This is a genomic window from Exiguobacterium aurantiacum (assembly GCF_001766415.1).
GTDB classification, from domain to species: domain Bacteria; phylum Bacillota; class Bacilli; order Exiguobacteriales; family Exiguobacteriaceae; genus Exiguobacterium; species Exiguobacterium aurantiacum_A.
This window is the reverse complement of the sequence record NZ_MKXO01000003.1, coordinates 186,738-212,568: the sequence shown is the minus strand read 5'-3', so window position 1 is coordinate 212,568 and position 25,831 is coordinate 186,738. Positions and strand designations below refer to the sequence as shown.

At 53.9% G+C, this 25,831-nt stretch carries 25 protein-coding genes; 7 read left to right on the top strand and 18 right to left on the bottom strand.

Annotation, left to right across the window (positions count from 1 at the left end; genetic code table 11):
• Genes BJU60_RS08645 through BJU60_RS08635 form a run of 3 tightly spaced genes read right to left on the bottom strand, consistent with a single transcriptional unit; the run spans position 1 to position 3,107 of the window.
• Entirely contained in the window at positions 1 to 840 is an 840-nt protein-coding gene (locus BJU60_RS08645; RefSeq protein WP_070328487.1) for a YitT family protein, read from the bottom strand.
• A gap of 19 nt (positions 841 to 859) precedes the next feature.
• Entirely contained in the window at positions 860 to 1,978 is a 1,119-nt protein-coding gene (locus BJU60_RS08640; RefSeq protein ID WP_070328486.1) for a M20/M25/M40 family metallo-hydrolase, read from the bottom strand.
• 1 nt (position 1,979) lies between these two features.
• On the bottom strand, positions 1,980 to 3,107 hold the full coding sequence (locus BJU60_RS08635; protein WP_070328485.1) for an AI-2E family transporter: 1,128 nt from the start codon (positions 3,105 to 3,107) through the stop codon (positions 1,980 to 1,982).
• A gap of 155 nt (positions 3,108 to 3,262) precedes the next feature.
• On the opposite strand from BJU60_RS08635, the gene BJU60_RS08630 reads away from it, so the two are divergent.
• Entirely contained in the window at positions 3,263 to 4,609 is a 1,347-nt protein-coding gene (locus tag BJU60_RS08630; RefSeq protein ID WP_167615703.1) for a S1 family peptidase, read from the top strand.
• A 17-nt stretch (positions 4,610 to 4,626) separates the two neighbouring features.
• On the opposite strand, the gene BJU60_RS15250 is transcribed toward BJU60_RS08630, so the two are convergent.
• Positions 4,627 to 4,791, bottom strand: a complete 165-nt coding sequence (locus BJU60_RS15250; protein ID WP_167615699.1) for a hypothetical protein — start codon at positions 4,789 to 4,791, stop codon at positions 4,627 to 4,629.
• A 19-nt stretch (positions 4,792 to 4,810) separates the two neighbouring features.
• Positions 4,811 to 5,035, bottom strand: coding sequence for a DUF3221 domain-containing protein (locus BJU60_RS08625; protein ID WP_131468883.1), 225 nt, complete (start codon positions 5,033 to 5,035; stop codon positions 4,811 to 4,813).
• A gap of 128 nt (positions 5,036 to 5,163) precedes the next feature.
• Here BJU60_RS08625 and BJU60_RS08620 point away from each other — a divergent pair, with 128 nt between their 5' ends.
• Positions 5,164 to 6,045 (top strand): tetratricopeptide repeat protein, encoded by an 882-nt coding sequence (locus tag BJU60_RS08620; protein ID WP_236633332.1) that lies wholly within the window; start codon positions 5,164 to 5,166, stop codon positions 6,043 to 6,045.
• Positions 6,046 to 6,110: 65 nt separating this feature from the next.
• On the opposite strand, the gene BJU60_RS08615 is transcribed toward BJU60_RS08620, so the two are convergent.
• From BJU60_RS08615 to BJU60_RS08590, 7 genes are all read right to left on the bottom strand, one after another.
• Complete coding sequence (locus BJU60_RS08615) at positions 6,111 to 6,860, bottom strand: SDR family NAD(P)-dependent oxidoreductase (protein ID WP_070328482.1); 750 nt, start codon at positions 6,858 to 6,860, stop codon at positions 6,111 to 6,113.
• 352 nt (positions 6,861 to 7,212) lie between these two features.
• Positions 7,213 to 8,916, bottom strand: a complete 1,704-nt coding sequence (locus BJU60_RS08610) for a methyl-accepting chemotaxis protein (RefSeq protein WP_083274083.1) — start codon at positions 8,914 to 8,916, stop codon at positions 7,213 to 7,215.
• Between the two features lie 191 nt (positions 8,917 to 9,107).
• Positions 9,108 to 10,946 (bottom strand): methyl-accepting chemotaxis protein, encoded by a 1,839-nt coding sequence (locus BJU60_RS08605; protein ID WP_070328481.1) that lies wholly within the window; start codon positions 10,944 to 10,946, stop codon positions 9,108 to 9,110.
• 121 nt (positions 10,947 to 11,067) lie between these two features.
• Positions 11,068 to 11,280, bottom strand: coding sequence for a DUF2922 domain-containing protein (locus BJU60_RS08600; protein ID WP_070328480.1), 213 nt, complete (start codon positions 11,278 to 11,280; stop codon positions 11,068 to 11,070).
• Positions 11,281 to 11,310: 30 nt separating this feature from the next.
• Positions 11,311 to 11,523 carry a hypothetical protein gene (locus BJU60_RS08595; protein WP_070328479.1) on the bottom strand — a complete coding sequence of 71 codons (213 nt, stop codon included), beginning with the start codon at positions 11,521 to 11,523 and terminating at the stop codon, positions 11,311 to 11,313.
• A 26-nt stretch (positions 11,524 to 11,549) separates the two neighbouring features.
• Positions 11,550 to 11,690, bottom strand: coding sequence for a YvrJ family protein (locus tag BJU60_RS15020; protein WP_021066374.1), 141 nt, complete (start codon positions 11,688 to 11,690; stop codon positions 11,550 to 11,552).
• 73 nt (positions 11,691 to 11,763) lie between these two features.
• On the bottom strand, positions 11,764 to 11,976 hold the full coding sequence (locus tag BJU60_RS08590; RefSeq protein ID WP_070328478.1) for a hypothetical protein: 213 nt from the start codon (positions 11,974 to 11,976) through the stop codon (positions 11,764 to 11,766).
• A 314-nt stretch (positions 11,977 to 12,290) separates the two neighbouring features.
• Here BJU60_RS08590 and BJU60_RS08585 point away from each other — a divergent pair, with 314 nt between their 5' ends.
• Positions 12,291 to 12,734 carry a MerR family transcriptional regulator gene (locus tag BJU60_RS08585; protein ID WP_070328477.1) on the top strand — a complete coding sequence of 148 codons (444 nt, stop codon included), beginning with the start codon at positions 12,291 to 12,293 and terminating at the stop codon, positions 12,732 to 12,734.
• Positions 12,735 to 12,812: 78 nt separating this feature from the next.
• On the opposite strand, the gene BJU60_RS08580 is transcribed toward BJU60_RS08585, so the two are convergent.
• Genes BJU60_RS08580 through BJU60_RS08570 form a run of 3 tightly spaced genes read right to left on the bottom strand, consistent with a single transcriptional unit; the run spans position 12,813 to position 15,748 of the window.
• A complete protein-coding gene (locus tag BJU60_RS08580) occupies positions 12,813 to 13,157 on the bottom strand; it encodes a YxeA family protein (RefSeq protein WP_070328476.1) in 345 nt (114 codons plus the stop codon).
• Between the two features lie 13 nt (positions 13,158 to 13,170).
• Positions 13,171 to 15,000: an FtsX-like permease family protein gene (locus tag BJU60_RS08575; protein WP_070328475.1), complete on the bottom strand. Its 1,830-nt coding sequence runs from the start codon at positions 14,998 to 15,000 to the stop codon at positions 13,171 to 13,173.
• Complete coding sequence (locus BJU60_RS08570) at positions 14,987 to 15,748, bottom strand: ABC transporter ATP-binding protein (protein ID WP_070328474.1); 762 nt, start codon at positions 15,746 to 15,748, stop codon at positions 14,987 to 14,989. The genes BJU60_RS08575 and BJU60_RS08570 overlap by 14 nt, the downstream gene beginning before the upstream one ends.
• Before the next feature lie 107 nt (positions 15,749 to 15,855).
• Between BJU60_RS08570 and BJU60_RS08565 the strand changes: the two genes are divergently transcribed.
• Positions 15,856 to 16,545: a response regulator transcription factor gene (locus tag BJU60_RS08565; protein ID WP_083274082.1), complete on the top strand. Its 690-nt coding sequence runs from the start codon at positions 15,856 to 15,858 to the stop codon at positions 16,543 to 16,545.
• 12 nt (positions 16,546 to 16,557) lie between these two features.
• Entirely contained in the window at positions 16,558 to 17,928 is a 1,371-nt protein-coding gene (locus BJU60_RS08560) for a HAMP domain-containing sensor histidine kinase (protein ID WP_070328472.1), read from the top strand.
• 17 nt (positions 17,929 to 17,945) lie between these two features.
• Here the strand turns inward: BJU60_RS08560 and BJU60_RS08555 are convergent, their stop codons facing one another.
• Complete coding sequence (locus tag BJU60_RS08555; protein WP_070328471.1) at positions 17,946 to 19,799, bottom strand: sensor domain-containing phosphodiesterase; 1,854 nt, start codon at positions 19,797 to 19,799, stop codon at positions 17,946 to 17,948.
• 293 nt (positions 19,800 to 20,092) lie between these two features.
• On the opposite strand from BJU60_RS08555, the gene BJU60_RS08550 reads away from it, so the two are divergent.
• A complete protein-coding gene (locus BJU60_RS08550) occupies positions 20,093 to 21,919 on the top strand; it encodes an SH3 domain-containing protein (protein ID WP_070328470.1) in 1,827 nt (608 codons plus the stop codon).
• Positions 21,920 to 22,033: 114 nt separating this feature from the next.
• Positions 22,034 to 24,739: an EAL domain-containing protein gene (locus BJU60_RS08545; protein ID WP_070328469.1), complete on the top strand. Its 2,706-nt coding sequence runs from the start codon at positions 22,034 to 22,036 to the stop codon at positions 24,737 to 24,739.
• Between the two features lie 28 nt (positions 24,740 to 24,767).
• Here the strand turns inward: BJU60_RS08545 and BJU60_RS08540 are convergent, their stop codons facing one another.
• Together BJU60_RS08540 and BJU60_RS08535 are read right to left on the bottom strand one after the other, a co-directional pair.
• Positions 24,768 to 25,028, bottom strand: coding sequence for a hypothetical protein (locus BJU60_RS08540; protein ID WP_070328468.1), 261 nt, complete (start codon positions 25,026 to 25,028; stop codon positions 24,768 to 24,770).
• Positions 25,025 to 25,753 (bottom strand): DUF3784 domain-containing protein, encoded by a 729-nt coding sequence (locus BJU60_RS08535; protein ID WP_070328467.1) that lies wholly within the window; start codon positions 25,751 to 25,753, stop codon positions 25,025 to 25,027. The genes BJU60_RS08540 and BJU60_RS08535 overlap by 4 nt, the downstream gene beginning before the upstream one ends.
• Between the last annotated feature and the right edge of the window lie 78 nt (positions 25,754 to 25,831).

Here is a 25,831-nt window from a genome sequence, read left to right as displayed (position 1 = left end):
TTAGACGCGCGGTTGGTAGCTGAATCCTAATCCATGCACGTCGGCGACGTTGTAGACGATCATGAACGAACGTTTATCGATTCCGTCGATCGTTCTGAGTGCCGTCTGATATTCGCCACGTGTCAACACGATCATCAACATCTCCCGATTTTCTCCTTGAAACCCTCCTCTCACGTCAAAGACGGTGATTCCCCGGTCGACGTCCCGATAGAGCGCCTGCTTGATGTCGTCTAGGTGCGACTCGCTCATGATGAAGATGGCTTTTTTCCGGTCAAGGCCGAGCTCGATATACGCCATGACCGCCGACGTCAAAATGATCGAGGCGATTGCGAACAGGAACGATTCGATCCCGAAGACGAACAAGCTTGAGACGACGATGAGCGCATCGGTCAAAAAGAAGCCGATCGCCGTGTTCAACCCGGTGTATTTGTGCAAGATGAGCGGCGGGATCGTCGTCCCTCCGCTCGAGGCACCGATTCGGTACAGCATGGCGACCGCCGCAGCGAACAAGATACTGCCGAACACGACCGAGAAGAACCGGTCTGTCGTGACCATATATTTCGGGACGACGGCGAGAACGAGCGGCAAGAACAGGCTGCCGAGCAGCGTATTGTAAAACACTTTCTTCCCGAGAAAGACGAACGTCAAGACGAGCATGACCCCGTTCAAGACGAAGACGACGATCGAGCGGTCGATGCCGAGCACTTCTTCTAACAAAATTCCGATCCCGGTCACGCCACCGGCCGCAATCTCGTGAGGACCTAAAAACAAGTTGATCGCCAACCCGAGGACGATGATCGAGGCGAGGATGATGCCGACGTCAATGATTCGTTTTCGCACGACAACCCATCCCCTTCCCTCATGCTTGGAACGACTGCATCGTCTCAATCAACCGGAGCACGAACGTCACACTGTCCTCGAGCTCTTTGATCGGGATCGACTCATCGACCGTATGGATCGCGTCGTACCCGATGGAGACGTTGAGTGCGACTTTTCCGAACTCGTTGAACACGTTGGCATCACTCCCACCGCCGCTATGCTCATAGCGTACCGGAAACGAAGTATGCGCGAGCGCTGCCGAGACGTGGCGGACGAACGGTTCGTCTTCCTCGAACCGATAGCTCCGGATCATCTGTTGTTGCTTGATGTCGACCGTGCCGCCATGGTTTTGTGCCGCTCGTTCGAACGTCTCGACCATGTGTGCGACTTGTTCGACGCAGGCGTCGTGATCGAGCGACCGGGCCTCCCCGACGAGCGTCGCGTGTTCCATGACGACGTTACTGCCGGTCCCTCCCGAGATCTTGCCGATGTTCGCGGTCGTTTGTTCAGTGATACGTCCGAGTTTCATCTGATGAATCGCCTCGGCCGCGATGACGAGTGCCGAGATGCCTTTCTCCGGTTCGAGTCCGGCGTGGGCCGCCTTCCCGTGGATATCGATATTCAGGCTGAACATACTCGGTGAGCTTAAGATGATGCCGCCGACCGGTCCGCCGTTGTCGAGGATGAGCCCGTGCTTCGCTTTCAGTGTTGACATATCGAGCGCTTTCGCTCCGAGCAAACCGACTTCTTCTCCTGGTGTGAGTACGAGTTCGATCGGCCCGTGCCGGGTTCGTCCTTCACGCAACCGTTCCACCACTTCAATCATGATGGCGATCCCGGCCTTGTCGTCGGCCGCTAAAATCGTCTCTCCTTCTGAATAGACAACATCATCCCGAATGACCGGAACGATGCCTTTACCGGGTGACACCGTATCGATATGAGCCGACAGGAATAACGGTGCGATCGAGGCGTCGCCGGCTAGACGGGCGATTAAATTGTTCGAACCGAGACCGGTCTCCGCTGTCGAGTCATCCTCGTCAAGTTCAAGACCAAGTCCATCGAATCGTTCTTTTAAATACTCTAAAAATGGACCTTCGGCATAAGACTCTGAATCAATTTGGACGAGTTCCATGAACGTGTGGGTGATGCGCGAGGACATATTAGTCGCTCCTTTCAATCGGAAGCTTCGACTTTTTGCGTAACGCGTATAGTTTTTGCAAGTTGAGGAATGTGACTTTCAGGACAGCATAGAACGGGACGGCGAGCAGCATGCCGACGATACCGGCGAGGCGTCCCGCGACGAGCAGGACAAGGGTGATGGTGATGGGATGGACACGGAGTGACTTGCCTTGGACGAGCGGTGAGATGACGTTGGCGTCAAGCTGTTGGACGATGGTGATGGCGATGATGACGTAGAGCGCTTTGACCGGTTCGTCGATGAACGCAATCAAAACGGCGGGTGCGGCCCCGAGAAACGGACCGAAGTAAGGGATGATGTTCGTTGCGAAAATGAACAGACCGAGCGGCAGGAAGAACGGGACGTCGAGTAGCCAAAGAGCGATTGTCGCGAAGAAGCCGACGAACGTACAGACGATCAGCTGGGCCCGGACGTAACGTTTGATCGTCTCGTGCATGTCATGCAAGATATGGCGGGCGTTTTGTTCGTACGCCTCAGGGATCCACCGCACAATCGCCGTCGCGAGCTTGCCCCCGTCAATGAGCATGAACACGTACAAAAATAGCGCGATAAACAACGTGAACAGTCCAGACACGATCAGCGCGAGCACGCGTCCGAGCGAACCGGCGACAGTACCGATGAGTGAACCGAGCGCGTCGGTCAACTGACGAATCCACGTCTCAATCGATGCCGCGTTCTGCTCGGCATAGTCCCGAAACCACGCGTATTCCTCGAGCCGTCCGTACAGCAGCAAAAACTGGCGATAGCTCCCTTCGGCAAAACGTGGGAACGCGTCAAGCAGCGCGAGCAGTTGCCTTGTGATGAGCGGTCCGAGCGTGACGACGAACAACACGACGAGGGTGAGGAGCAACAGGAGCACGCTCAAAATCGCAAGTGACCGTCGCTTCCATTTGATCTCAAGGAAATCGACGAGACCGACCGTCAAATAAAACAAGATGCCGGCGAACAAGAACGGTGTCAGTACGGTCGCGAAAAAGATACCGATTGGATAGAACAAAAACTCGACTTGTTTCGCCATGAAGATGATCGTCAAAATGAGCAGTACCCAGATGCCATTACGGAACGCACGCGTTGTCCAAAAGGGCTGCATGGACGTTTCCCCCTTTTTGAAGGATATCTATTTCTTTCCCGATTTTCGGAAGTTCATTCCATCCCTGTCTGCTTACCCCGTCAAAATATTGTTTATCCCCTCTTTATTTAAGGTATAGCTAATCATCTATGTATATGAAAGAAGGTGTCACCCTCGTGACTTGTCCACGCTGCGGAACGAAGACCCGCTCAAAAACAACTGCTTGTCCGACGTGTGGCCATCGCCCCCGTCGCTTGAAATGGATTGCCATTCCGACCGTGATTGCACTTATCGCATTCATCTCTATTTTAACAGTCGCCTATTTGAAAGAAGCTCCTCGTTCGACGGACTCACTCGCTGACAAAGTCAACTTGAACATCGCCGAAGACACCGTCTCAGCCGATAACGCTTCGATGATTGATTTGGCGACGCTCGAGAAAAGTCTGTTTTCTGTCGGTGCCGGGACAGGGTTTTTAATCAGCCCGCAAGACATTTTGACGGCTGCCCATAATGTTGAAGGTTTGACGACGATGACAATCGACCACAATGGGAAGAAAATTAAAGGGACCGTCGTCGGACGTACCGTCGACATCGCCGTCATCCGGATCAATCAAATGAAAGAGACGCCGTTCATGTTCAGTCACGCGATTGCTGCGGCGGACGAAACGCTCATCACGCTCATGCCGTCTAAACGGATCGAAGGCCAGATGACGTTCAATGAAACCGGGTATGAGCGCGAGTTCGATATCCCGAGACGGGCAATCGGCAGTCCGATTGTCGCTTCAGATGGACGGGTACTCGCCATGCACCTCAAGTCAAAAGCACTCCCGGTCGCCCTGTTCGAACAAGACGTGCTCGCGTTTCTTGAATCGGACACACCAGCGCCACCGTTAGCTAAACTAGCACCGGTCGCACCAATCACGCCACCTCGAAATGAGCAACCCGTGACGGAACCAGCGCCAGCGCCGCAACCAGAAGCCGAGGCCCCGGAAGCTGCACCAGAACCGGTCGCGCCTGCCGAAGAGCCGGTTGAAGACGCACCGGCAACGCCAGAGGAAACGCCAGAGCCTGAAGTCGTTGAACCGGAAGTGCCAGCTGAAGAACCGACGCCGCCTCCCGTCACAGAAGAACCGGTCACGCCGGAACCTCCTGTGACAGAACCGGCAGAACCGGTGGCGCCTGAAAAACCAGCGGCTGAAGCAGAGAAACCAGTCAAAAAGCAAGAAAGCAAACCGAAAGATCAGCCAAAAGAGAAACCAGTCACAGAAGAAAAACCGGTTAAAAAAGACCAACCCGCTAAACAAGAAAAGCATGTTGAAAAAGAACAGCCCGTTAAACAAGAAAAGCCTGTTAAAAAAGAACAGCCTGCTAAACAAGAACAACCTGCTAAAAAAGAACAGCCTGCTAAACAAGAACAACCTGCTAAACAAGAACAGCCTGCTAAACAAGAAAAGCCTGCTAAAGAAGAAAAAGCTAAACCGGCTGCCACAGAGCGAGACGAAGAAAGCACGCCTTCCGACTAAATCGGAAGACGTGCTTTTTACTCGCCCTTATTCAATTTGCGTTGCACGTTACCGACCGCGGCCCCGAGTAACAGCAGCAAAATCGATAGCATCCAAAACGGGATCGCGTCTTGCAAGAGCCAGACGAGAAATGCGCTCAGCGCGATGACGCCGCCGAGCCAAAGAAAATTCCACTGTCCCATATGACTCACCTCTTATCCATCATAGCACATCAATCCGGTGCGCCGCCGCCTGGGGCGGCAATGATTTCGTCATCATCTCACTATGCTCGACCCGCACGAATTGGCCGACCGTGAGCGTTGATATGTCCCCAATCTGCTCGTCTAGATGAAACACGATGCCGTCGAACGGTTCAGCCTCCAACTTCGGTGCGACCCGAATTCGCGCTGCCTCGAGTTCGACGATATAGCCCGTGAACGTGACCACGTTGATCCCTCCTTCCCCCAAATGCGCTCCCCCTCTTTTCTTTTCCCATTTTTTCAAATAATGCTACTTCGTGAAGCGATTGACTTGTATAATAAAGCGACAATCACAAAAGCTGGGAGGGACCTCATTTGAAACACACCATCGACTTACACACCCCAGACTTTCAGCGCACCTTCCTTGAGATGATGCTCCTTGAAGAGTTGATCGAAGACTATAACGCCGAGGCCATCGAGACGCTCATCGTCCGCGGCGAGACGGCTTTCCCGAACGACCCGTTCTTCCCGGCGATGCGCGCTTATCCGCTCATTCGCGAAGGCGATTTCAAGACAGCCAGACAAGTGCTCGAAACCGCGAGTACGATGGGCGACCATTACCTCATCCATTGCCTGCACGGCGCCCTCAGCGAAGACGCCGGGTTTACGTTTGAGGCCGAGCAACATTACTGCCGCGCCGTCGAGCGCTATCCGGACGTACCGATGACACGGCGCGCCCTTGCCGTCCATTACTTCAATCGTAAATTCTACGGCGAAGCGGGCTTACACATCATGCACTACGTCCGTCTCGCCGGTTTCAGCGAAGAGACCGTGCCGATGTTGCTCGAATTCTTCCAAGCGTTCGATGAGATCCCGCTCGAGATGAACGACGAGCTGCTCAAAGCCGCAATCGGCTATTTGAACGCAAATCCGCGAAACCCACGGGCCCATTCGCTCTATGCCTCGATTTGCAGCCACCGGGTCGAGATGCTCGTCAAACGTTTGCCGGAAGACGGTCAACTCGACGACGAGACGATCGCGACGCTGCTCGAAGTCGAAGAGCACGGCATGTGGAGCGCGACGTACGACGATAGTGAGGACAAAATGTTCCGCGCCATGTTCGCCGACTATATCGATAACGTCGTCTTGCCGAACACGTCCCGAACGTATGTATATCGCCTGCGTCTGCGCTACTGGTACCATCGCCTGACCCACCGCCTGACCGGGGGCTATGCGGATACGATGCGACAATCCTAAACGACAGCCCGAACTCAAAAAGAGTTCGGGCTGTCGTCTGCTTATGGTATTGAACGCTGTCTAACTCACCCCATATACGGGTGAATCGGTCCGCGCAGTTCAAATGAGTAGTCCTCGTGATTGACGATGCCGACCGTTTGATCGCTCTCAAGCAATTGAACTAAAAACTCGGCCATCTCTTCGGCCGTATGGTACTTCGCGACGTTCTCACTGTAATCGAAGTTCTCTTCCTCGCGGGCCCGGCTCGCGAATCCGGTCTCGGTCGCAGCCGGTGCGAGCACTTTCGCTCGCAGCTTGTCCCCGTTTTGGATGAGCTCTTGGGCGAGTCCTTCCGTGTAGGCGCTGACGAAGAACTTCGTCGCGCTGTACGTGACCCCTTTCGCCGCGATGCGGTAGCCGACGACCGAGGCGATGTTTAGGAGTGTCGCTCCTTCGACCTTGTGGTAGTCCCGAACGTACAAGTTCGACAAGACGGTCAGCGCCTCGACGTTTAGACGAATCATGTTTTCCATTTTTCCGACTTCGGCGTCTTTCACAAGATTCGAGTCTCCGAACCCGGCGTTATTGATCCACGTCTCGATATCGAGGTCGGCGAGCGACTCATAGAGTGCATAGACGTTTTCACTATATGACAAGTCATTCGTTTTGAGGATGACGTCGCTGTCTGGTGAGATTGACTTGATCTCGTCACGCAATTTTTGAAGCTCGTCCGTGCGACGCGCGACGAGCACGAATGATTTACCCTGCTTGGCAAGCTGCTTCGCCGCCTCGTAGCCGATGCCTGAACTTGCCCCTGTGATGACCGTATATTTCATCTGAATTCCCCTTTTCTGTTTAAATTGCATTCTCTCCCGCAATTCCCGAAACGTAGCATCGTCAATCCTTTGAACGTACAAAAGCCGTCCGAGGAATGCTTTTAGCTATCAGTTTCCGTTTCCTAGGTTCGTGCACATGACGCAGGCTTTTTTTCTGTCGTTGAGCCCTTAGAAAATGACAAGCGGCCACCCCAGAGGGCGACCGCTTGCGAAGCTCGTTCATGGCGCCGCAGACTCCTGAGGGATCAGCAAGCGAAGGGAGACCCAGCAGCGACGAAGTCGCGATGCGGCTCCCTGCTTGCCCCTAGGAAAGCGGAGGCGCCGAAAGGACGAGCTGATTCGATTGTGTTTGTCACGTATTGAATTTTCCGATCAACGTTTGCAGATCGCCCGTCATATTCCCGAGCGACTCGGCGACGCCGTTCAACTCTTGGATCATCGCGAGCTGTGAATCGGCTGTCTCGCCGACCGAACGCATCGTCTGCGCCATCTGTTCGCTCTCGGTCGCAATCCCGAGGGCGGCCGTGGCGACTTGTTTTGTCGTCAAAGCGATCTCGTTTGAGGCGACACGAATATGTTTCGTGTTCTCAACCGACGTCTCGAGTTGGACGACGATTTGTTGGAACGCGTTTGTCGCTTTCTCCAACAGTTTCGTATTCGCCTCGACCCGCTTCGCACTGAGTTCGTGCCTTGCGAGCACGGCGTTCGATTGGACTTGGATCGATTCGATCAACCCGGCGATCCGTGTCGCCGACTGTTTCGACTGCTCGGCGAGTTTCCGGACTTCTTCGGCGACGACGGCAAACCCTTTACCTTGTTCACCGGCCCGGGCCGCTTCGATGGCCGCGTTCAAGGCGAGCAAGTTTGTCTGGTCCGTGATTGATTGGATGACTTCCGTGATCAAGGCGATCTCGTCCGACTGATGTTTCAACGCCGCGATCGATTCCCCGGTCATTCGTGTCTCGGTTGCAAGGGCGAGCACTTCTTGTTTCGCTTGTTGAATCGTCTCGTCCCCTTGTTCGGCGAGCTTTAGACTCATCGCGACGTCTTCGCTGATCGTCCCGATTGAACGAGCGATCTGTTCGACGCCTTCATCGGCCGCAGCGACCGCTTTGGCACTGCCCGTCGCTTCTTTCGCTTGTTGAATCGTCTCTTCGACGACCGCCTCGATCATCCGCGTCGTTTCTTCAGTTTGAGACGACATCTCTTCCGTGCTGGCGTAAAGTTCTTCCGATTGCGCCGTGATTTCTTGGGCGTTACGGTTCACTTCATTGATCAACTCACGCAAGTTGCCTTTCATTTGGTTGAAGCCGACCATGAGCTGCCCGATCTCGTCACGCGTCAGCGCGTCCAAGTCGGCGCGTGTCAAATCGCCATTCGCGACGACGGCGACTTCGTCTGACAACATCCGGAGCGGGACGGTCACCATTTGTTTCAAGGCGTAGCCGGCACCGACCGTCAAGAGTAGGATGAAAATCGCGATACCCTCCGAGTAAAAGAGTGCCTTCTCACCTAACTTTTCAAGTCTTCGTTGCTGCTCGAACATCTCCGCCTCTGACTCGGCTTGTAACCGCTCGCCCGTCTCCGTGATTGACGCTGTCACATCCGGCATGAGTCGAAGTGCGAGTCGGTCGATCGCCTCTTCGTCCCCTTCATCGATTGCTGCAATCAATTGGGCGGCTAACTCATCATAGCCGGTTGCATAGGATAAAAGATTCTCGAGTTCTGTCTGTTCTTCTTCTGTCTCGGCAAGTTCGATGAGTGTCTGAATCGCCTGTTTCTTGTCTTCTGACCCACGTTTCTCTGCGTCGAGACGCGAGTCATCTTGCTCGAGTATGTAACCCCGAAGTCCATATGCCTGACGCGTCATGCCGAGCGACAGGTCGTCGGCCGCCTTCATCTTCATCACATCATGGCTAATCATATCTTCATACTGATTCGTCATATTTTGAAGCGTCCATAAGTTATAGCCCATGCCGAACGCAACGAACAATAAAATAAGTCCGATACCACTAAATAATTTTTGCGTTAATGACAGTGTTTTCAATCGTTTCATCTCTTTTGAGGAACACGTCCTCTCCCACCTCTACTTCTCTCTAATTTTGTATTGCCACTCTTATATCGGATGACGAAACCTAATATGTACCAAATAAAAGAAGTCTGACTTCTTATTGACTACCTTTATCAGTTTTATGTTCCAATTTTTGTCACAATTAAAGACCACAGTCGTTTGACTGTGGTCCGGTTTCATAACTTGAACTGTGACACGCGATTCGATAGTTCGGTCGCCCGCTGTTCCGTCTCGTTCATCCGCTGTTGGACATCGTTGAACCGTTCGACGGACAGTTGGACTTTCTCTGAGATCGACTGCGTCCCGTCCGCTCCTTCCGTCACGGTCGTCGCGACTTCTTGGATGACGTGCAAAATGCTATCGGTCATATGGCGGAGCTGCAGCGCGTTCGTCTCAAACGTGTTCGCCGTCTTGCCGAATACGGTCGCGTCCTCTTCGTACTGCGTTGCCGATTCCTCGAGCCGGTCGTAGTCGGCGAGCACGTTCGTGTTCAAGAACGTGAGCATATCCGCCGAGCTCGTATTGAGCCGTTCGACCGAATCGATGACCGTATTCGATACCGCTTGAATCTCGTTCACGGTTTGACGCGAGTTCTCGGCGAGCTTACGGATTTCTGACGCGACGACGGCAAATCCTCGTCCGGCGTCACCGGCTCGTGCCGCCTCGATCGATGCGTTCAAGGCGAGCAGGTTCGTCTGGTCGGCAATCGTGAGGATCGCACTCGTCAAGACGCGGATCTCTTCGACCGACTTGGCACCTTTAATCGCCTCATCGAGCTCGACGCGTTTTTTCTGGATGATGGCGTTCGCTTCCGTCTTCGAGGCGATGGCTTGCGTACGCATCGCGTGGGCACGCTGTTCGACATGTCCAGCTGTTTGGGCACTATCGTTCGAGAGTTCGACGATCGTATCGATCGAGCTGCCCATCTCGGTCGTCGAGGCACTCATCTCTTGCGACGAAGCAGCCGTCTCTTCCATCCCGGCCGTCAGTTCTTCGACCGTACCTGACGTCTCTTCCATATAACGGCTCAGTTGGGTCACTTCCGCGGCGACTTCTTGCGACGATGTGAGCACGACTTTCGCCGTCTCGTCGACATCAATCATAATCTCACGAAGCGAGGCGAGGAAGGCGTTGAACGAACGGCTCACTTGCGCGATCTCATCGTTCGACGTGACCGGGATCGACATTGTCAAATCCCCGCCTTGTGACGCCAGTTCATCGAATTTCGTCTGGAGCATCCGCATCGGCTTGATGATCGAACGAAGTAGACTCATCCCGAGGAACAAGAGGATCACGATCGCCCCAACCGTCACGGCCAGCAAGGCGATGAGCGCTTGTTGGAACTCACGCTCCATGTCCGCCCCGACTTGCCGCGAGCCTTCTGAGTTGTAATCGACGAGTTCGGTCAGGCGTTGCGTAAAGTTCTCATATGTAGACTGGGACTGGGCATCGTAGTACGAGCGGGCCATGCCGTTGTTGCCCGATGTACTAAAGATGAGCATGTTGTCTGACACGCGTTGATACATCTCCCATTGGCGGGCGAAGTTGGCGAACAATTCTTTATCGGTTTCGCCTGACGCTGTCGCCTCATATTTCGGCGCGAGTTCATTGATTTGGGTCCGAATCTCTTTCAGTCTCGCCATCAATTCTTCTTTTCCGGCCGCGTCCTCGGTCACGATATGCTCGAGTTCGAGCGCACGATAGTTCGCGGCGAGCGTGTTTAGTTCGTGGGCGTAGTCGAGCCCTTTATTCCAGTTGTTGACGATATCGTCGCCTTGACGGTTCGCGTCGGCGAGTGACAATAGCGAGTAGCCGCCGACACCGGCGACCATGACGAGTGCGAGGATGACGAGTCCCCATAACTTTTGACGAATCGTCAGGCCTTTACTTGAAGGCGCGGATGTCTCTACTTTTTGTCGTTTCCGTTGTTTCGGTTTCCATGTAAAGCGGCGGACATCGATGCGACGCAGGTTCAATCGACGTACAGCCGCTGACCATTTTTCTTTCCATGCCATGTATGTATTCCCCTCTCAAGTACAACGTTTCATTCTTTATCGTCTTGAAGTCGAGAAGTTTAAAGTGGATTGACCAAAATAAAAAAAGGTGACTGAAAACTCAGTCACCTTCCGGGTTCGATTATTGGATGTTCAACACCGTCTCGGTGCCTTCGATCATCTTGATCTCGGTCCACTTGACGACGTTTTTGCCGAGTGGGTCGTTCGCGACCATGAAGTCGGCGAGCGCTTGCACTTTCACTGGGTCGACCGGTTGTTTGACGTTGTTCAAACGGAAGCGGGCAACTTTGTTAAACGTGTCCAAAAAGGCGATCTCTAGTTTTGTCTCAGTCATGGTTCATTTCCTCCTTAGAATGTGAGTGGATTAGGCTAAGTCGTATTCGCGGACGACCGACACGGTGAAATCTTCATGTTCGAGAAGATCGAGCATGAGCTGACCGTATGAATCGGCTTGATCTGCCGTGAGCGCAGCGCGAATCGGACCGAACCGTTGCGTCTTCTTCGTCGGTTTCAAACTTTCGAGGTCATGATGCGTCGTCAGGACGAGCGTGGCTTTCTTTTCTGTCAGCTGTGCCATAGGGGATGGCTCCTTTCGGGGAGTGGTTACAATTCAGACGGATAGGTGGAGTCCAGACGTTCGAGCAGCTGAATCATCCGCTCAAGACGTGTCTCGATCCGGTGGAGCAGATAGAGCGAGACGACGATCGGGAATCCTAGGTTTGAGATGAGTTCGGGCCAGCTCATGTGACCACCTGCTCATCGTGCCGATTGTGAGCGGCGGGACGAGGGGGTATTAGCATAAGTGGGAGCCTCCAATTTAGACCGTCACGTGGAACTCACGCGACACGACGTACGCAGCGGACTCGACCGCGAGTAACGGGATCAACAAGTCGCCAAACTGTTTGATCTCCTCGGTCTCCATCCGCGCACCGAGCGGACCGAAGCGGACGAGCTGACGTTTTTCCTTGCCGTAAACGAGCCGTTTCGTGTCGAGATAAAAAACGCTTGCGTATTCTCGATACACTGCCATATGTCTCACCTCCTTCGCCCTTATTAACCGACGAGGAAACCGTTTTGCTCAAAAGTCGTAAATATTCCAACCGTGACTTTTGAACCACATCATCAAGCAGTCGTTACATCTGCCTCAAATCATTCCTATGACTTGCATCGCCATACCATTTAGGGTATTTTTATAGACGTTGTGTAAATTTGACAACCGCATCGAAAGTCCCATAAATTCATTTCCACGCTTTCAAAAAATGAACAGTTAATTTTTTGAAAATAGGGTACTATACGAGGGAGGGTACTACCACCCGGCAGACTTGAAGAAGGAGCTAACACTAGATGAACAACTTAGACATCGCACTCGCCACTCCAATTCCTTCCGCTCAATTTGAAGTTGACACGATTGATTTAACGTTCTTTGCGACCGAATGGGATGCATATCGTCCCGAACTAGGTAAACCATTTCAATATAACGGACGCCATTTAATTGTCTATCCGCTTAAAGAATTGAGTCGCGCCTTCACCCTTGCCGGCATCCCACGCAGCCAGCAACAGTTGATCAAATGGGAGACGGACGGCGTCTTACCGCCGACCCCGTTCACGATGGGACGCAAACGTTTTTATACGGAAAATCAGATTCGGACAATCATCGATATTGCTTTGGAATGTGGATTACGACCACGTACGCACGTCAGAAAGACTAACTTTTCAGATCAAGTACATGTAGAATTGACGTACATACTCCAATACGAATTAGCCGAGCGAGAAAGTTCACTCGCATGAGCACACAAAAAGCCTTTCCCGACGACACGTTGATCGTCGGGAAAGGCTTTTTGGGTTGAGGTTGATTTGAGTCTACCCCTATAGTTGCTCTCGAGCCGCCTTCGGAATATCTGCGACCGTTACTTCATCGTAAGACGTGACGACGTCTTGATCTTTCACATATAGCTTCAAGTATGCCCCGCTTCGAAGCTCCTTCGCCGCCGTGAACGTGACCGGTTGCGAATCCCCGTCTTTCGTCAACGCCGGCATCGTATACTCGTAGCGGCGGACGACGTCACCCGACTCGAGCGTCGTCTCCTCAACGTTTGTCGCTTCCCCGATTTGTACATATAACGCCTCTTTCCCAAGCCGGTTCCAGTCGATGTTCACAAGCCCGAGCGCCACGATGACGAGGGCGAAAGCCGCAATTACTAGTTTCTTCATAATATTCTCTCCTTCAGATAACGTATTTCGTAAACCGTCGAACCGTCAACACGTAATACAGCGTATAAATGGCAGAATAGACCGCCATCCAGACGAGCACCGGTACCGTGAAGTCCATGACGAGCAAGCGCGAGAACGCGAAGAGCGCGACCGAGGCGTGCAAAATCCCTAACGAGAATGGGGCGAGGAACACGACCGCGATTTGTTGACGGATCGTGCGTTTAATGTCCCGCTTCGAGATCCCGACTTTTCGTAACACCGCGTACTTCGAGCGGTCTTCCTCGGCCTCGGTCATCGTCTTGAAGTAGATGATGCTGCCCGTTGCGACGAGGAAGACGAGTCCGAGAAAACTACCGACGAACAAGAGTGCTCCGTGCATGGCCATCGTCTCAGCGTATAACGCTGTCGCACTCGAGAAGTTATCTGCTGTCGACAAGCGATCCGACAAGGCGGTCTGCTCTTTATAGTCAGCGACGGACACGGCTTGATACATCGTCCCTTCTCCCGGCAATGTCTTGAAGACGTCATCCGGTGTGACTAGGAACAGTCCGCCGAACGTCATGACGTTGAGCGGTGTCTTGTCATAGCGGGACGCGACCGAATACATCGTCTCGTCTAGCGTCACATCGTTCACGTCTTCCGAGAACCGTTCGTCATAGAACGGATCAATCAAGAAGACGCCTTGCTCTTGCAGCGGTTCCGGTTCACTCCAGCCTAGGTCGGCGGCAAGTTTTCGGAACGTCGTCTCATCGATGACGCCATATTCCCGCTCTCCCGTCTCTAAGGCGACACGAACCGTCTTTTGCATGACGCTCGTCTCAGCCAACACATCGGCGTCGATGTCTTGTTTGTCGCCTTGCCAAGCAAACGTATAGGGAGCGTACGAAGTGACTTGTTGTTCCGCGTAATAGTAGACGCTAAAGATGGCCCCGCCAGCCGTGATCGCCGTCGCACTGATGATACTGATGAGCGTCAACGTCTTCGCGTTGCCTCGAATCCGGTATAACAACTGTGACGTCGTCAATAAGTTGAGCCGGCGCCACGCCCAACGCTCGTTCGCTTTTAGGCGGCCGAGGATAAAGATGAGGACGCTATGGAACAAGAGACCGGAACCGATGACGGTAAGACCGATGATGAGAAGCGGCATTGCCGCCGCAAGATAACCCCAAAGCGGAGACGTGGCGAGGTCTTGCAGCGCGAGCGTGTAAGCCGTACCGAGGGTGAGGATCCCGAGTAGCGCCATGAGCGGGCTCGCTTTCGGCACGTCCTCACCTTTTTTGTCGGCATGGAACAGTTCGATTAATTTGAAGCGATAGATGACCCGGTAACCTTGGAACGATGTGAATAAAAAGATGGCGAGGAAGACGAGCGTCGTCTCGACGAGCGCCGAGGTCGAGACCGTGAACCCAATCGACAAGTCGCTGTTCATCAAGTTGAGCAGCAGCCGCAACAAAACGTTCGACCCAATCAAACCGAGCCCGATCCCGATCACGAGCGATACCGCACCGATGACGAGGTTCTCAAACAACAGGATGAGACCAATCTGCTTTTTCCGTACCCCGAGAAGAGAATACAGTCCGACTTCCCGTTTACGTCCTTTCAAGAAGAAGGCGTTCGAGTAAGCGATAAACAGCGCGACGAAGATGAGCAGAATGAACGTCGAAGCGTTCATGAGACCGCTGATCTGTCCGGACGTCTCGGCGAGGGCACTAATTTCCCCGCTATGTTTGAGCGTCGCGAACGTCATGTAGATGATGATCGAGAAGATTGTCGTCCCGACGTAGAGCGCGTACCGCGATAGATTGCGGGCGACGTTCTTCTTCGCCAAATCAAATAGCGTCATCGGTCGCACCGCCTTTTGCGAGCTCGTCCAAAATCGCTTGATAAAACACGTCGCGCGACTTGCTGCCTCGAATCAACTCGTGCGACAGCTTTCCATCTTGAATATAGAGGACCCGGCGACAAAAGCTTGCGGCGTAGGCATCGTGTGTCACCATCATGATCGTCGTCTCGGCCTCGTTCAGCCCGGCGAGCGTCTGTAACAGGTCGGTCGCCGACTTCGAATCGAGCGCACCTGTCGGCTCATCGGCGAAGATAAGTTTCGGGTCGGCAACGAGCGCCCGGCACACAGCCGTCCGCTGTTTTTGCCCTCCAGAGATTTGATACGGATATTGATCAAGGATCGACGCGATCCCGAACCGCTTGGCGAGCGCGTCGACTTTAACCCGCGTCTCGCGGACCGGTGTCTTGGCGACGGCGAGCGGCAGCAAGATGTTCTCCCGGACCGTGAGCGAGTCGAGCAAGTTGTAGTCTTGGAAGATGAAGCCGAGGTGGTCGCGTCGGAAGTCCGACAGCGATTCCTCATCGAGCTTGGCGATGTTTTTCCCTTCGACGAGGATATCTCCCGCGGTCGGTGTATCAATCGTCGCGAGCACGTTCAACAGTGTCGACTTTCCGGCGCCAGATGGTCCCATGATGCCGACAAATTCGCCGTGTTCGATTGTGAATGATACATCGTTGAGCGCCTTGAACGTTGTGTTGCCTTTCCCATATGTTTTTTCGATTGCGTTGACTTGTAATAATGATTCCATGAATAGCACCTCTTTCTAAACACTACGATACACGCGCCACCTTAACTGAAAATCACGCGTACCTTACGAAATCCTTAAATGATATGCTACAAAGAGAGGTGATTTCATTGGACCAACCACGTATTTTAATCGTCGACGACGAAAAAGACTTATGTATACTCATTCAAAAAGCGCTTGAGCGAGAAGGATTCACACAAATCGCGACCGCCCACACCGTCAAAAGCGGCTTGGAGACGTTCCACACGTTCGCCCCGCACATCGCCATCCTTGACGTCATGTTGCCGGACGGTGAAGGCTATGACCTGTGCCGCCAAATCCGCGACACGTCGAACATTCCAATTTTGTTCTTATCCGCGAAGTCAGACGAAATCGACAAGATCCTCGGCCTCGCCATCGGCGGCGACGATTACATCACGAAGCCGTTCAGTCCGAAAGAAGTCGCCTTCCGCATCAAGGCGCAGCTTCGCCGTGTCTCGATGTACGACGCACCAGCACCCGTCGATACAATCGTCGGGCCGTTCCGGTTGAATGTAGACGAGACAGAAGCGTACAAAGACGGTGTCCGGCTCGAACTGACGGCGAAAGAAGTCGGCCTGCTCGCCTGCTTCATGCGTAATCCGAACCGGATTCTCAGTAAAGAAACGTTGTTCACCCGCGTCTGGGGCGAGGACTTTTACGGCTCTGACAATACGGTCATGGTGCACATGCGCCGGCTCCGCGAAAAAATCGAACCGAACCCGTCACAACCGATCTACATTAAGACGGTCAAAGGGCTCGGCTATAAGTTTGAGGCATAGGGGGCGTTTGAATTGAAATGGAAATTGACCGGACGTTACTTGGTGTCGATTCTCGCCATCGTTGCCATCGTCGTCATCTTGAACGTCGTCATTCTCGTCACGTTGCTCGTCAACGACCGGACCGGGATTGATGACGTCGAGAGCAACTCCGGAGAGACGTTCACCCGCACGTTCAACCAGTACATGTCACTCGAGGACGGCGCACCGGTCGTCAACGAAGACGGGATAACCGCCCTTGAGGCGTTCGGGGCGTTCATCCAAATCCTCGATGCTTCAGGTGATGTGGTCAGCGACGTCGGAGCGCCCGTTGACGCACCCGATTCCTACTCCCCAATCGAACTGATTCAGATTTATAAGTACAAAGACGACGACCTCGTCCTCTACTTCGTCGGCGAATTTGAAACGTATAGCTACTTGATCGGCGTACCAGACGCCAAAGAAGACCGTGCCCTGTTCATGCTTGATCCCGAGGCGATCTTCGCTTACGTGTCGCGAGCGACAGTCATCTTACTCATCGTCGACCTCGCTGTCGCCGCACTGATCGGGCTCGCCTTCAGTTCGATTTTGACACGCCCTGTCTATCGTTTGACCGAACGGATCGCTCAACTGAAAGCACGCGACTTCTCGACCGTCGAACCGAAACGGCCCGGCATGTACCGACCCGTGTTCGCCAACTTGAACGATGTGTCACAGACACTGACGACATATGAGTCAGAACGGGAACAACTCGAGCGCCGCCGTAAAGAGTGGATGAGCAACGTCTCCCATGACTTGAAGACACCGCTCGCCTCGATCCAAGGCTACGCCGAACTGCTCGAGGATACAGGAGTCGACGAGACGGAACGGCGCCAATACGCTGAAGTCATCGAACGGCAAGCGCTCTACATGAAAGAACTGCTCGACGACTTCAACTTGACGATGCGGCTGCAGCACGGTGATTTCCCGCTCAAACGCGAGACGACCGGGCTCGAGCCGTTCGTCCGCGAGCTCGTCATCGACGTCTTGAACGACCCGCGGTTTGCGACGCGCGACATCACGTTCTCAAGCACAGACGCCACGTCACGCGACGTCGACCGTCATTTCATGAAGCGGGCGTTACTCAACTTCATCTATAACGCCCTCCTCCATAACGACGAGTCAGTTACAGTATGTGTCACGGTCCTAGGCGGGACGATTATCGTGCAAGACGACGGGAATGGCATTGATGAAGCCGATCTGCCGTATATTTTCGAACGTTATTACCGAGGGACGAATACGACCGACGCGCTCGGCAGTGGGCTCGGGATGGCGATTTCCCGGGACATCATCAAGGCACACGAGGGCACAGTCACCGTGACGAGTGATCTCGGTGTCGGGACGACGATTCAGATTGATCTGCCGTAATGAAAACAAGGATTCGCTCAACGGAGCGAATCCTTGTTTTCATTGTTATAAGCTTCAATCCATACCTCAAGCTCATCAATCGCGAGCGGACGCGAGAAGTAATACCCTTGCATCTCGTCACAGCCGAGCAAACGGAGTGCGTCGTGCTGCTCGGTCGTCTCGATGCCTTCGCAGACGGTCTTTAAACCGAGGCCGCGGGCGAGCTCGATGATCGATTGGACGATGACGTTTCCGGTCGGGTCGTTCTCCGTCGCTTGGATGAACTGACGGTCGATTTTGATCTCGTGGATCGGATAATGCTTTAAATAGACGAACGCCGAGAAACCTGTCCCGAAGTCATCGATCGAGATCGAGAATCCTTGCTTGCGGAAGGCGATGAACCGTTCGATGACGTGCTGCTGATTCTCCATTCCGACGCTCTCCGTGATCTCAAACGTCAAATAGTTCGGGCAGACACCCATTCTTTCGACGACACGGGCGAACTTCTCGACAACGCCTTCTGATAGGAAGTGACGGGCCGACAAATTGAGCGCCAAGTGATATGTCCGGCCAGAGGCGTGCCACGCGTTCAATTGGCGGCATGCCTCCTCGAGCGCCCACTCCTCGAGGGCGATGATGACACCGGTCGACTCGGCGAGCGGGATAAAGTCGAGCGGCGGGATCAGCCCCTTTTCCGGATGGATCCAACGCATGAGCCCTTCAAAACCGTTGAGCCGTCCGGTCGACCCGTCAATTTTCGGCTGATAGTAGAGCGCAAACTCGTTCAATGCGAGCCCTTTGCGCAAATTCATCTCGAGCGTCAATCGGGCTGTCGCCTTCTCGCTCATCTTCTCTTCATAGAAGATGATGCCACCGCGTTGGACATGATGATGACTAGCGGCGATCCGTGTCGTGTGAATCATCTCGAGCGTCGAGCGCGCCTTATCCTCAATCGAGATAAAGGCACTCATCGTCAGGACGACATCCAGTTCATCGACGGTAAACGGTTCGTTCGTCACCGTCTCACAAAGCATGTCGGCAATCCCGTACGCTTTGATCCGGTCGCCGTACGGTGTCCATACGACGAAACCTGATTGAGAACTCCGGGCGAGCATCGACGGATCGACGACGAGACGGAGCCGATTTGCGATTTCCTGGATTAATTGATTGGCCTTCTCGCTCCCGAGCGCGTCCTCGACAGAGCGGAACTCGTCGATTCTCACGTAAATGAGTGACCCGAGGTGATGATCGATTTCTTCCCGCATCCGGTCGACTCGTTCGATGAACGCATTCTTATTCATCAGTCCTGTCAATTCATCCGTATAGGCGAGCCGGGCGATGTGTTGTTCGACCGACTGACGTTCGAGCCGGCTATATAAAATAGCGACAAAATCGGCGAGCGTACTCACGATCAGCTCTTCGACATACGTCCACTTCCGAAGCTCGTACGTCTCGCAGCAGATGACACCGTGGGCTTGTCCGTCCGCAATGATTGGCGCGTCAAGCATCGAGTAAACCCGCTGTCCTTCGACGAAGTATTGTTGATATAAATTTTTCACCCATTCGTGCGTCCGGACGTTCTCAAACAGGAGGACACGGTTCGTGCAGAGCGCATCAAAATAGACCGGTGCATCCTGACGATAGACCGTTAATGCCGGCTTGCTGATGCCTTTATCTTTTGAATATGCGACTTGACAACTGATCGAGTGTTGCGCCTCATCGAAATGCCAGATCGATACGGTGTCGACTTCGAGCATATCCGCGACGACTTCGCACATGTAGCTGATCGCCTGCTCGACTGTCGCGTCGGACACGTCCGGCATCCGCACGAGTTCGAACAGTCTCTCTTGATGTTTACGGTATGTTTGTGTTGAAAAGTTCCCCTCGATCATAGTCCCCTACCCTCGTTCAAACAGTTTTGCCTTAATGATAGCATGAACCGAAAATAGGAAAGATTCCATAATTCAACAGAAAGTCAATTTTTTATTTCCCTTTTTTTCTTATAATCCTTATATTTCCATACTAAAAATATTGACCTCCTTTTAAACGTAAATCGCTCGAATGAGTCCTTTCCACCATTGCTTCCATGTTTACCGGCACCGTACAATAAATATGTATCGCTACTTGTCATGAATGACTCTATTATATTAAAGGAAGTGACTCCATGAATCCCAAATCCGGCCTTATGTACTCATTCGCCGCCATCGCCGCCGTGAGCGTCCTCGCCCAGGCCGATGAAGCGTCCGCCGCTAGCACCCATATCGTCCGAGCCGGTGACACGCTTTGGTCGATCAGCCAACAGCATCACATCCCGCTCGCGACACTCAAGTCGATGAACAACTTGACGACCGACCGAATCGCTATCGGACAAACACTTAACTTGGCCGGATCACCGACCGTACTCACGACAACGAGCACGGCAGTAAGTTCAAATCGAGTGACGACCGCTGCTTTGAACCTTCGCGCCGGTGCCGGTACGAGCCATAATGTCTTGCTCACCATCCCAAAAGGTCAAGCGCTCAAACCGCTCAAGACGAGCGGTAAGTGGTCGCAAGTCACCTTTAACGGGAAGACCGGCTGGGTACATAACGACTTTCTAACTGTCACCGCAACGACAGCAAAGCCGGTGGCACCATCGACACCAAAATCAACAGCGGCAAGTACCGTCAGCCCGACCGCCCAATCGACGTCACAGACGACCGTCAACTTGAACCTCCGGGCTTCGAAATCGACAAAGGCGAACGTACTCGTCACGATCCCGAAAGGAAAAACGGTCACGATCCTAAAAGTCGAAGGTTCGTGGTCGCACATCAAGTACGGTTCGACGACAGGCTTCGTCGCCACTACATACTTAAAGAAAGCCGCCGCGACGCCTTCACCAAGTCAACCTGCCACACCTTCACCGAGTCAGCCGGCGACACCGGCAGCGCCGAAAGAAGAGAGCGTCAATCAATCGTTCGTCACGACGGCGAACTTGAACGTGCGAAAAGGAGCAGGCATCGGTTTCGCGCTCGTCACGACGATCCCGAACGGCGCGACCGTGCAAGCAACGAAACAGAGCGGCACTTGGTACTACGTCACGTATAACGGAAAGAGCGGTTACGTCAGTGCCGGCTACTTGAAACAGACGACGACCGCACCGAGTGCACCGGTCGCACCGAACTTAGGTGACGCCGGGGCTGGGAACACTTCGGTCGAATACGTCGTCAACACCCCGTCCTTGAACGTCCGTGCTGCTGCGTCGACGAGTTCCGCCATCGTCGGTAGCGTCAAAGCCGGTCAGACGCTCCGCGTCGTCCAGACGGCAAACGGCTGGCACCAGATTTATATCGGTAACACGACCGGCTTCGTCGCAGCCTCGTTCGTCAAGGAAGTACCGAAAGGCTCAACGACGGCACCAACATGGGTCAGCGGGTCGTTCGACTCACATACGTTCTATACGGCAAGTCCGGCCGCCATCCGCGCCCAAGCGAACGATTCGAGCCAAGTCGTCGGGTCGACGCTCCGCGGCGGACTGTTGAACGTCGTCGGCGAGACGGCGACACACTACCGTGTCAACGAGAACGGGACGCAAGGTTTCGTCGCCAAAGCGTTCGTCACCCAAGTCAACGGACAGACCGCCCAAGCAACCCGGCTCGCGACGATCGCCGTCGCTAAGAAATACGTCGGGACGCCGTACATCTGGGCGTCGTCTAGTCCGGTCAACGGCGGCTTTGACTGCTCAGGCATCATCTATTACGCGTTCAACCAAGCAGGTGTCTCGATCCCGCGGACGAACGTCGCCAACTATTGGGCCGGGTCTTACTTCGGTCCGCAGCTCGACAAATCGTTCGTGCCTCAGGCCGGCGACCTCGTCTTCTTCGAGAACACGTATACGGCCGGTCCGTCCCATATGGGCATCATGATCGACGCCGATACGTTCATCCATGCCGGGACGTTTGGTCTCGGCTACAACCAAATTAGCAAAGAGCCATATTGGAAATCACGCCTCATCGGCTACAAGCGACCGTGACCTTTGACGCATTTGAAAACCCGACCTTTGTCGGGTTTTTTTTCAGTTAGCAGGATTTCACTTGAAAGACTCGAAATGCGATATAAGATAGGAAAGGTAGAAAGGGAGTGTACGATGGGAAGCAACCGATTCGCCAAAATTCCGTACCGGATCTATACGATGGTACTTGCTGTCGCCTGCCTCGTCGGTGTGTTGTTATTCGGTCTCGGATTAAGCTATTACTGGAAAGAGAAACACGTCAGCGTCGATCAGTCCGTGACGAACTTGAACCATGCATCCGACCTTGCCGGCGTCGAGTCTTACCTCGTCCTCCACCAGGCCGCGAAACTGTACGAACTGAACTCGGGCCAGCCGACAGCGTTGTTGTCCTCGCCTTATCGCGAACGCGCGCTCCAGTATAACACCCAGCTGCTCGATGATTTCGAGACCGGGGTCCACGAACGCGAACGGGATGCCCTCCTCGCTTTTTCTGAACGACTAGAAGAGACGCTCGACGGCGAGTTGAGCGAATTCGACAACGTCCCGTTTGACGTCATCGAATCGATTGATCGGCGTTGGCTCTACCAAGGCTTAGAGCGGACCGCCCAAGCGAACACGGCCTACGAGTTGACCGATGCCGTCATGCGGATGCAGATGACGTTCATCCAAAACGTGACAAACTTGCTGGCGGAGACGCCGGACCGAGAAAAATTAGAAGCCGAACTCGCCTCCATCGCCACTGAAGCGCGTTTACTTGAAGAGATTATCGCGACGAATCCTACTCTCCAAACGAAGTCGACCGCTGATTTAACGGAGAGCGCCCTAGCGTTGGGACGACTGACTTCGACCGGCTCGACGCTCGAGGCGCGTTACGTCAACGGGACCAAGTTTTACGAAGACTCGCATGAAGTTCTCCAGACCATCCGCTCGTCGACCGAGTCATTGCTCCTAGAGGAACGAAACCGATATGGGACGCTCGCCGTCCTCGTCCTGCTCGCAACGCTCGTGCTTTCGACCGGACTCTTGGCCGCGCTTTGCTATACACGTAAAATGTATGCCCATGATTTAAGTCATTTGAAAGCCCGTGCACTCGCCATCGACCCAAGCACCGAACCGGTCGAGGCGTCATTCCCGGCCAGTCATGACTTCCGTGGCATCGAGGACGAGCTCCGCGAGATTGCGGTGAGCGTCCATTTGACCGTCAACACGCTCGAGACGCAATCGAACGACCTGCTCCGCTATCACGAGCGTTGGTCGTCCCTGTTCTCAGAGACCGGTCTCGCCATCGCGTTGATCGATGATGCTTATAACTTCATCGAACGGAACGATGTGTTCGATCAGTTCTTCGGCGCCCGGAACTTGTACGAGATCAACCAGCTATTCACCAACACAGGTCGTCGCCTGTTCCAGGAAGCACTTGAAGGTGTGACCGAGCACGGGACGAGCGCCCAATTCATTTTGCATTTAAAAGGAGAACATGCCCGTTTCTTGAACGCGAAAATCATCCCGCTCAAGCGCGGGGGAACGCTCACGTACTACTTGATCCTCGAAGATGAGACCGAGCGCGTCGAGCGCGAACGGAAAGTCGATCGCCTCGTCCGATTCGACCTCGCGACCGAACTGTATAACGAATACGGTTTTATCCGAGCGTGGGAAAAACAAGATATCGATGGGACGTTCCTCTTGATCAAGCTGAATGATTTCCATCATCTCGTCGATTGGTACGATACGATTTATGCTGACCTGCTCATGACCGAGTTCGCCCGTCACGTCGAGGACCGACTCGAGAAGTATGCGCATCACTTGTTCGGCCGCTATCGTGACGATACGCTCATGCTGTACGTCAAAGGGTTCAGCACGCTCGACGAACATGAACTGATGGAACTGTTCCCGACCGAACTGTTGATCAATCAAAAACGGCAGACCGTCCACGTTCAAATCGGGGCGGCGCACACGACACCGAACTATACGGATTGTCTGTTCGAGGCGACACGAGCACTCCAACACGCCAAAGAGACGCGGACGCCGTTCGTCTGGTATGACGCGAGCATCCTCGCCCAGCTGCAGTGGGCCGCCTTGATCGAACAGGCGCTCCCCGAGGCGATCGAGCAAGGACACATCACCGTCGCCTACCAGCCACAAGTCGAATTGACAACTGGACGCGTCGTCGGGGCCGAGGCGCTCGCCCGTTGGCAGCATCCGGATATCGGTCACGTCCCGCCGAACGAGTTCATCCGGATTGCCGAACGGTCAGACCAGATTTTATGGTTATCTCACTCGATCCTCGACCAAGTCATCAACCAGCTCGTCGCTTGGCGCGATACGTCATTCTCCGGCGTCTCGTTGTCGTACAACTTGTCTGCCCACTCGGTCGACCCGTCGATCGTCACGAAGCTGCGTGATTTGATCGAGACGTATCCGTGGCTGCCGGACCGCTTGAAAATCGAATTGACCGAGTCGGCCGACATCATGTCACATGCGAACGAGCTCGAGCGGCTCGAGGACATCGCCGACCTCGGCTACTGCTTGTCGATCGATGACTTCGGCACCGGCTACGCCTCGTTCGAAGCGATTTGGCACTTACCGATTCAAGAAGTGAAGATTGACCGGATGTACGTCAGCGGGAAAGCGAAAGACAGCACATCCTTCCTCCGTGCCGTCTCACGCTTCGCGAGCGAGCAGGCGCTCACGTCCCTCGCCGAAGGCATCGAGACGAAGGAAGACCTTGAACGGATGATCGCCGAAGGGGTCGAGCTCGGGCAAGGCTATTACTACGCCCCGGCGCTCAAACCTGACACGTTCGAGGCTTGGGTGAACGAAAAAAAAGGACGCCCTGACTGAGCGTCCCGATCGGCTGACGTCTAGCGCGTCAGCCTTTTTTTCGTCTGATCACGTTCAGCACGAGCTTCAAGGCGATCAACCCGAAAATGATCGGCAGAATGACCGGAAGCGTGCCGCGCGGCAATAGACCGAACACGATGAACACCGTCATCCCGACCGCGAAAAACAGTTTGATGCCCCGGTCCGTCGTGAATTTATCCCACTGCCAGACGAGCAAGAGCAGCGCGAGCGGCGGAAAGAAGAACGTCAGGAAAAAGAACGGCATGTTGCGCGCATACCATGGACTCATCGAGTGATCACCTCCTCATATAACTGTTTCGTTACTTCGTTCGTTTCAAGATTTAGATAGATCGGTTTTCCGCTCCAGTCGATGCGAATGACTGCTGTGACGTCACGGTTGATGAAGAGAAGCACGTCTTCCTTATAAGTCGTTCGAAAGTGTCCTGTCAGTTGTGAGCTTGTAGCGGCCCCGTTCGTTCGACGCTCGACGTCCGGGACGTTGGTCAATATGACATCAACAATCTCGTCATACGGCACGGTTTGCCCGTAACTGCCTTCGATGACGAGTGCCGTATCGGTGAGTGTCACCTCGGTCGGTTGAGAGAACCAAATCAGGATTCCTGGCACGACCGTGAGCAAGAGCACAGAGACGAGGACGATCGGGATGAGTTTCTTCTTACCGCCCGGACGAAGCCGTCCCGTGTCGTCAAAAATATTCCCGTCATACTTTTGGGCACGCCAAAGGATGACGACGATGAACAGGATGAGCACGATAAAGAACGGCTCGATTGGGACGACGAGCCCGAACCAATCAATGAGGCCGACGATGAGAAAGATGAAGCCGATGCCGTAACACATGATACCGATCAACCGTGCGACCGGTTTGATGTCGACGCGTGCCTTGTCTGCTTCGTTCATCGTGTTATAGCCCGAAATGAGAAAGTGCCACCCTAACTTGTGGACGGCGAACCCGAGGACAAACATGAGTAGTGCTGCAAATATAAGAATCCACATGAACAAGTCCCTCCTATCTCCTTTATTCTACGGAAAAACCGACCGAAATGTTTCATCGGATCATCAGACGTGCGCGAA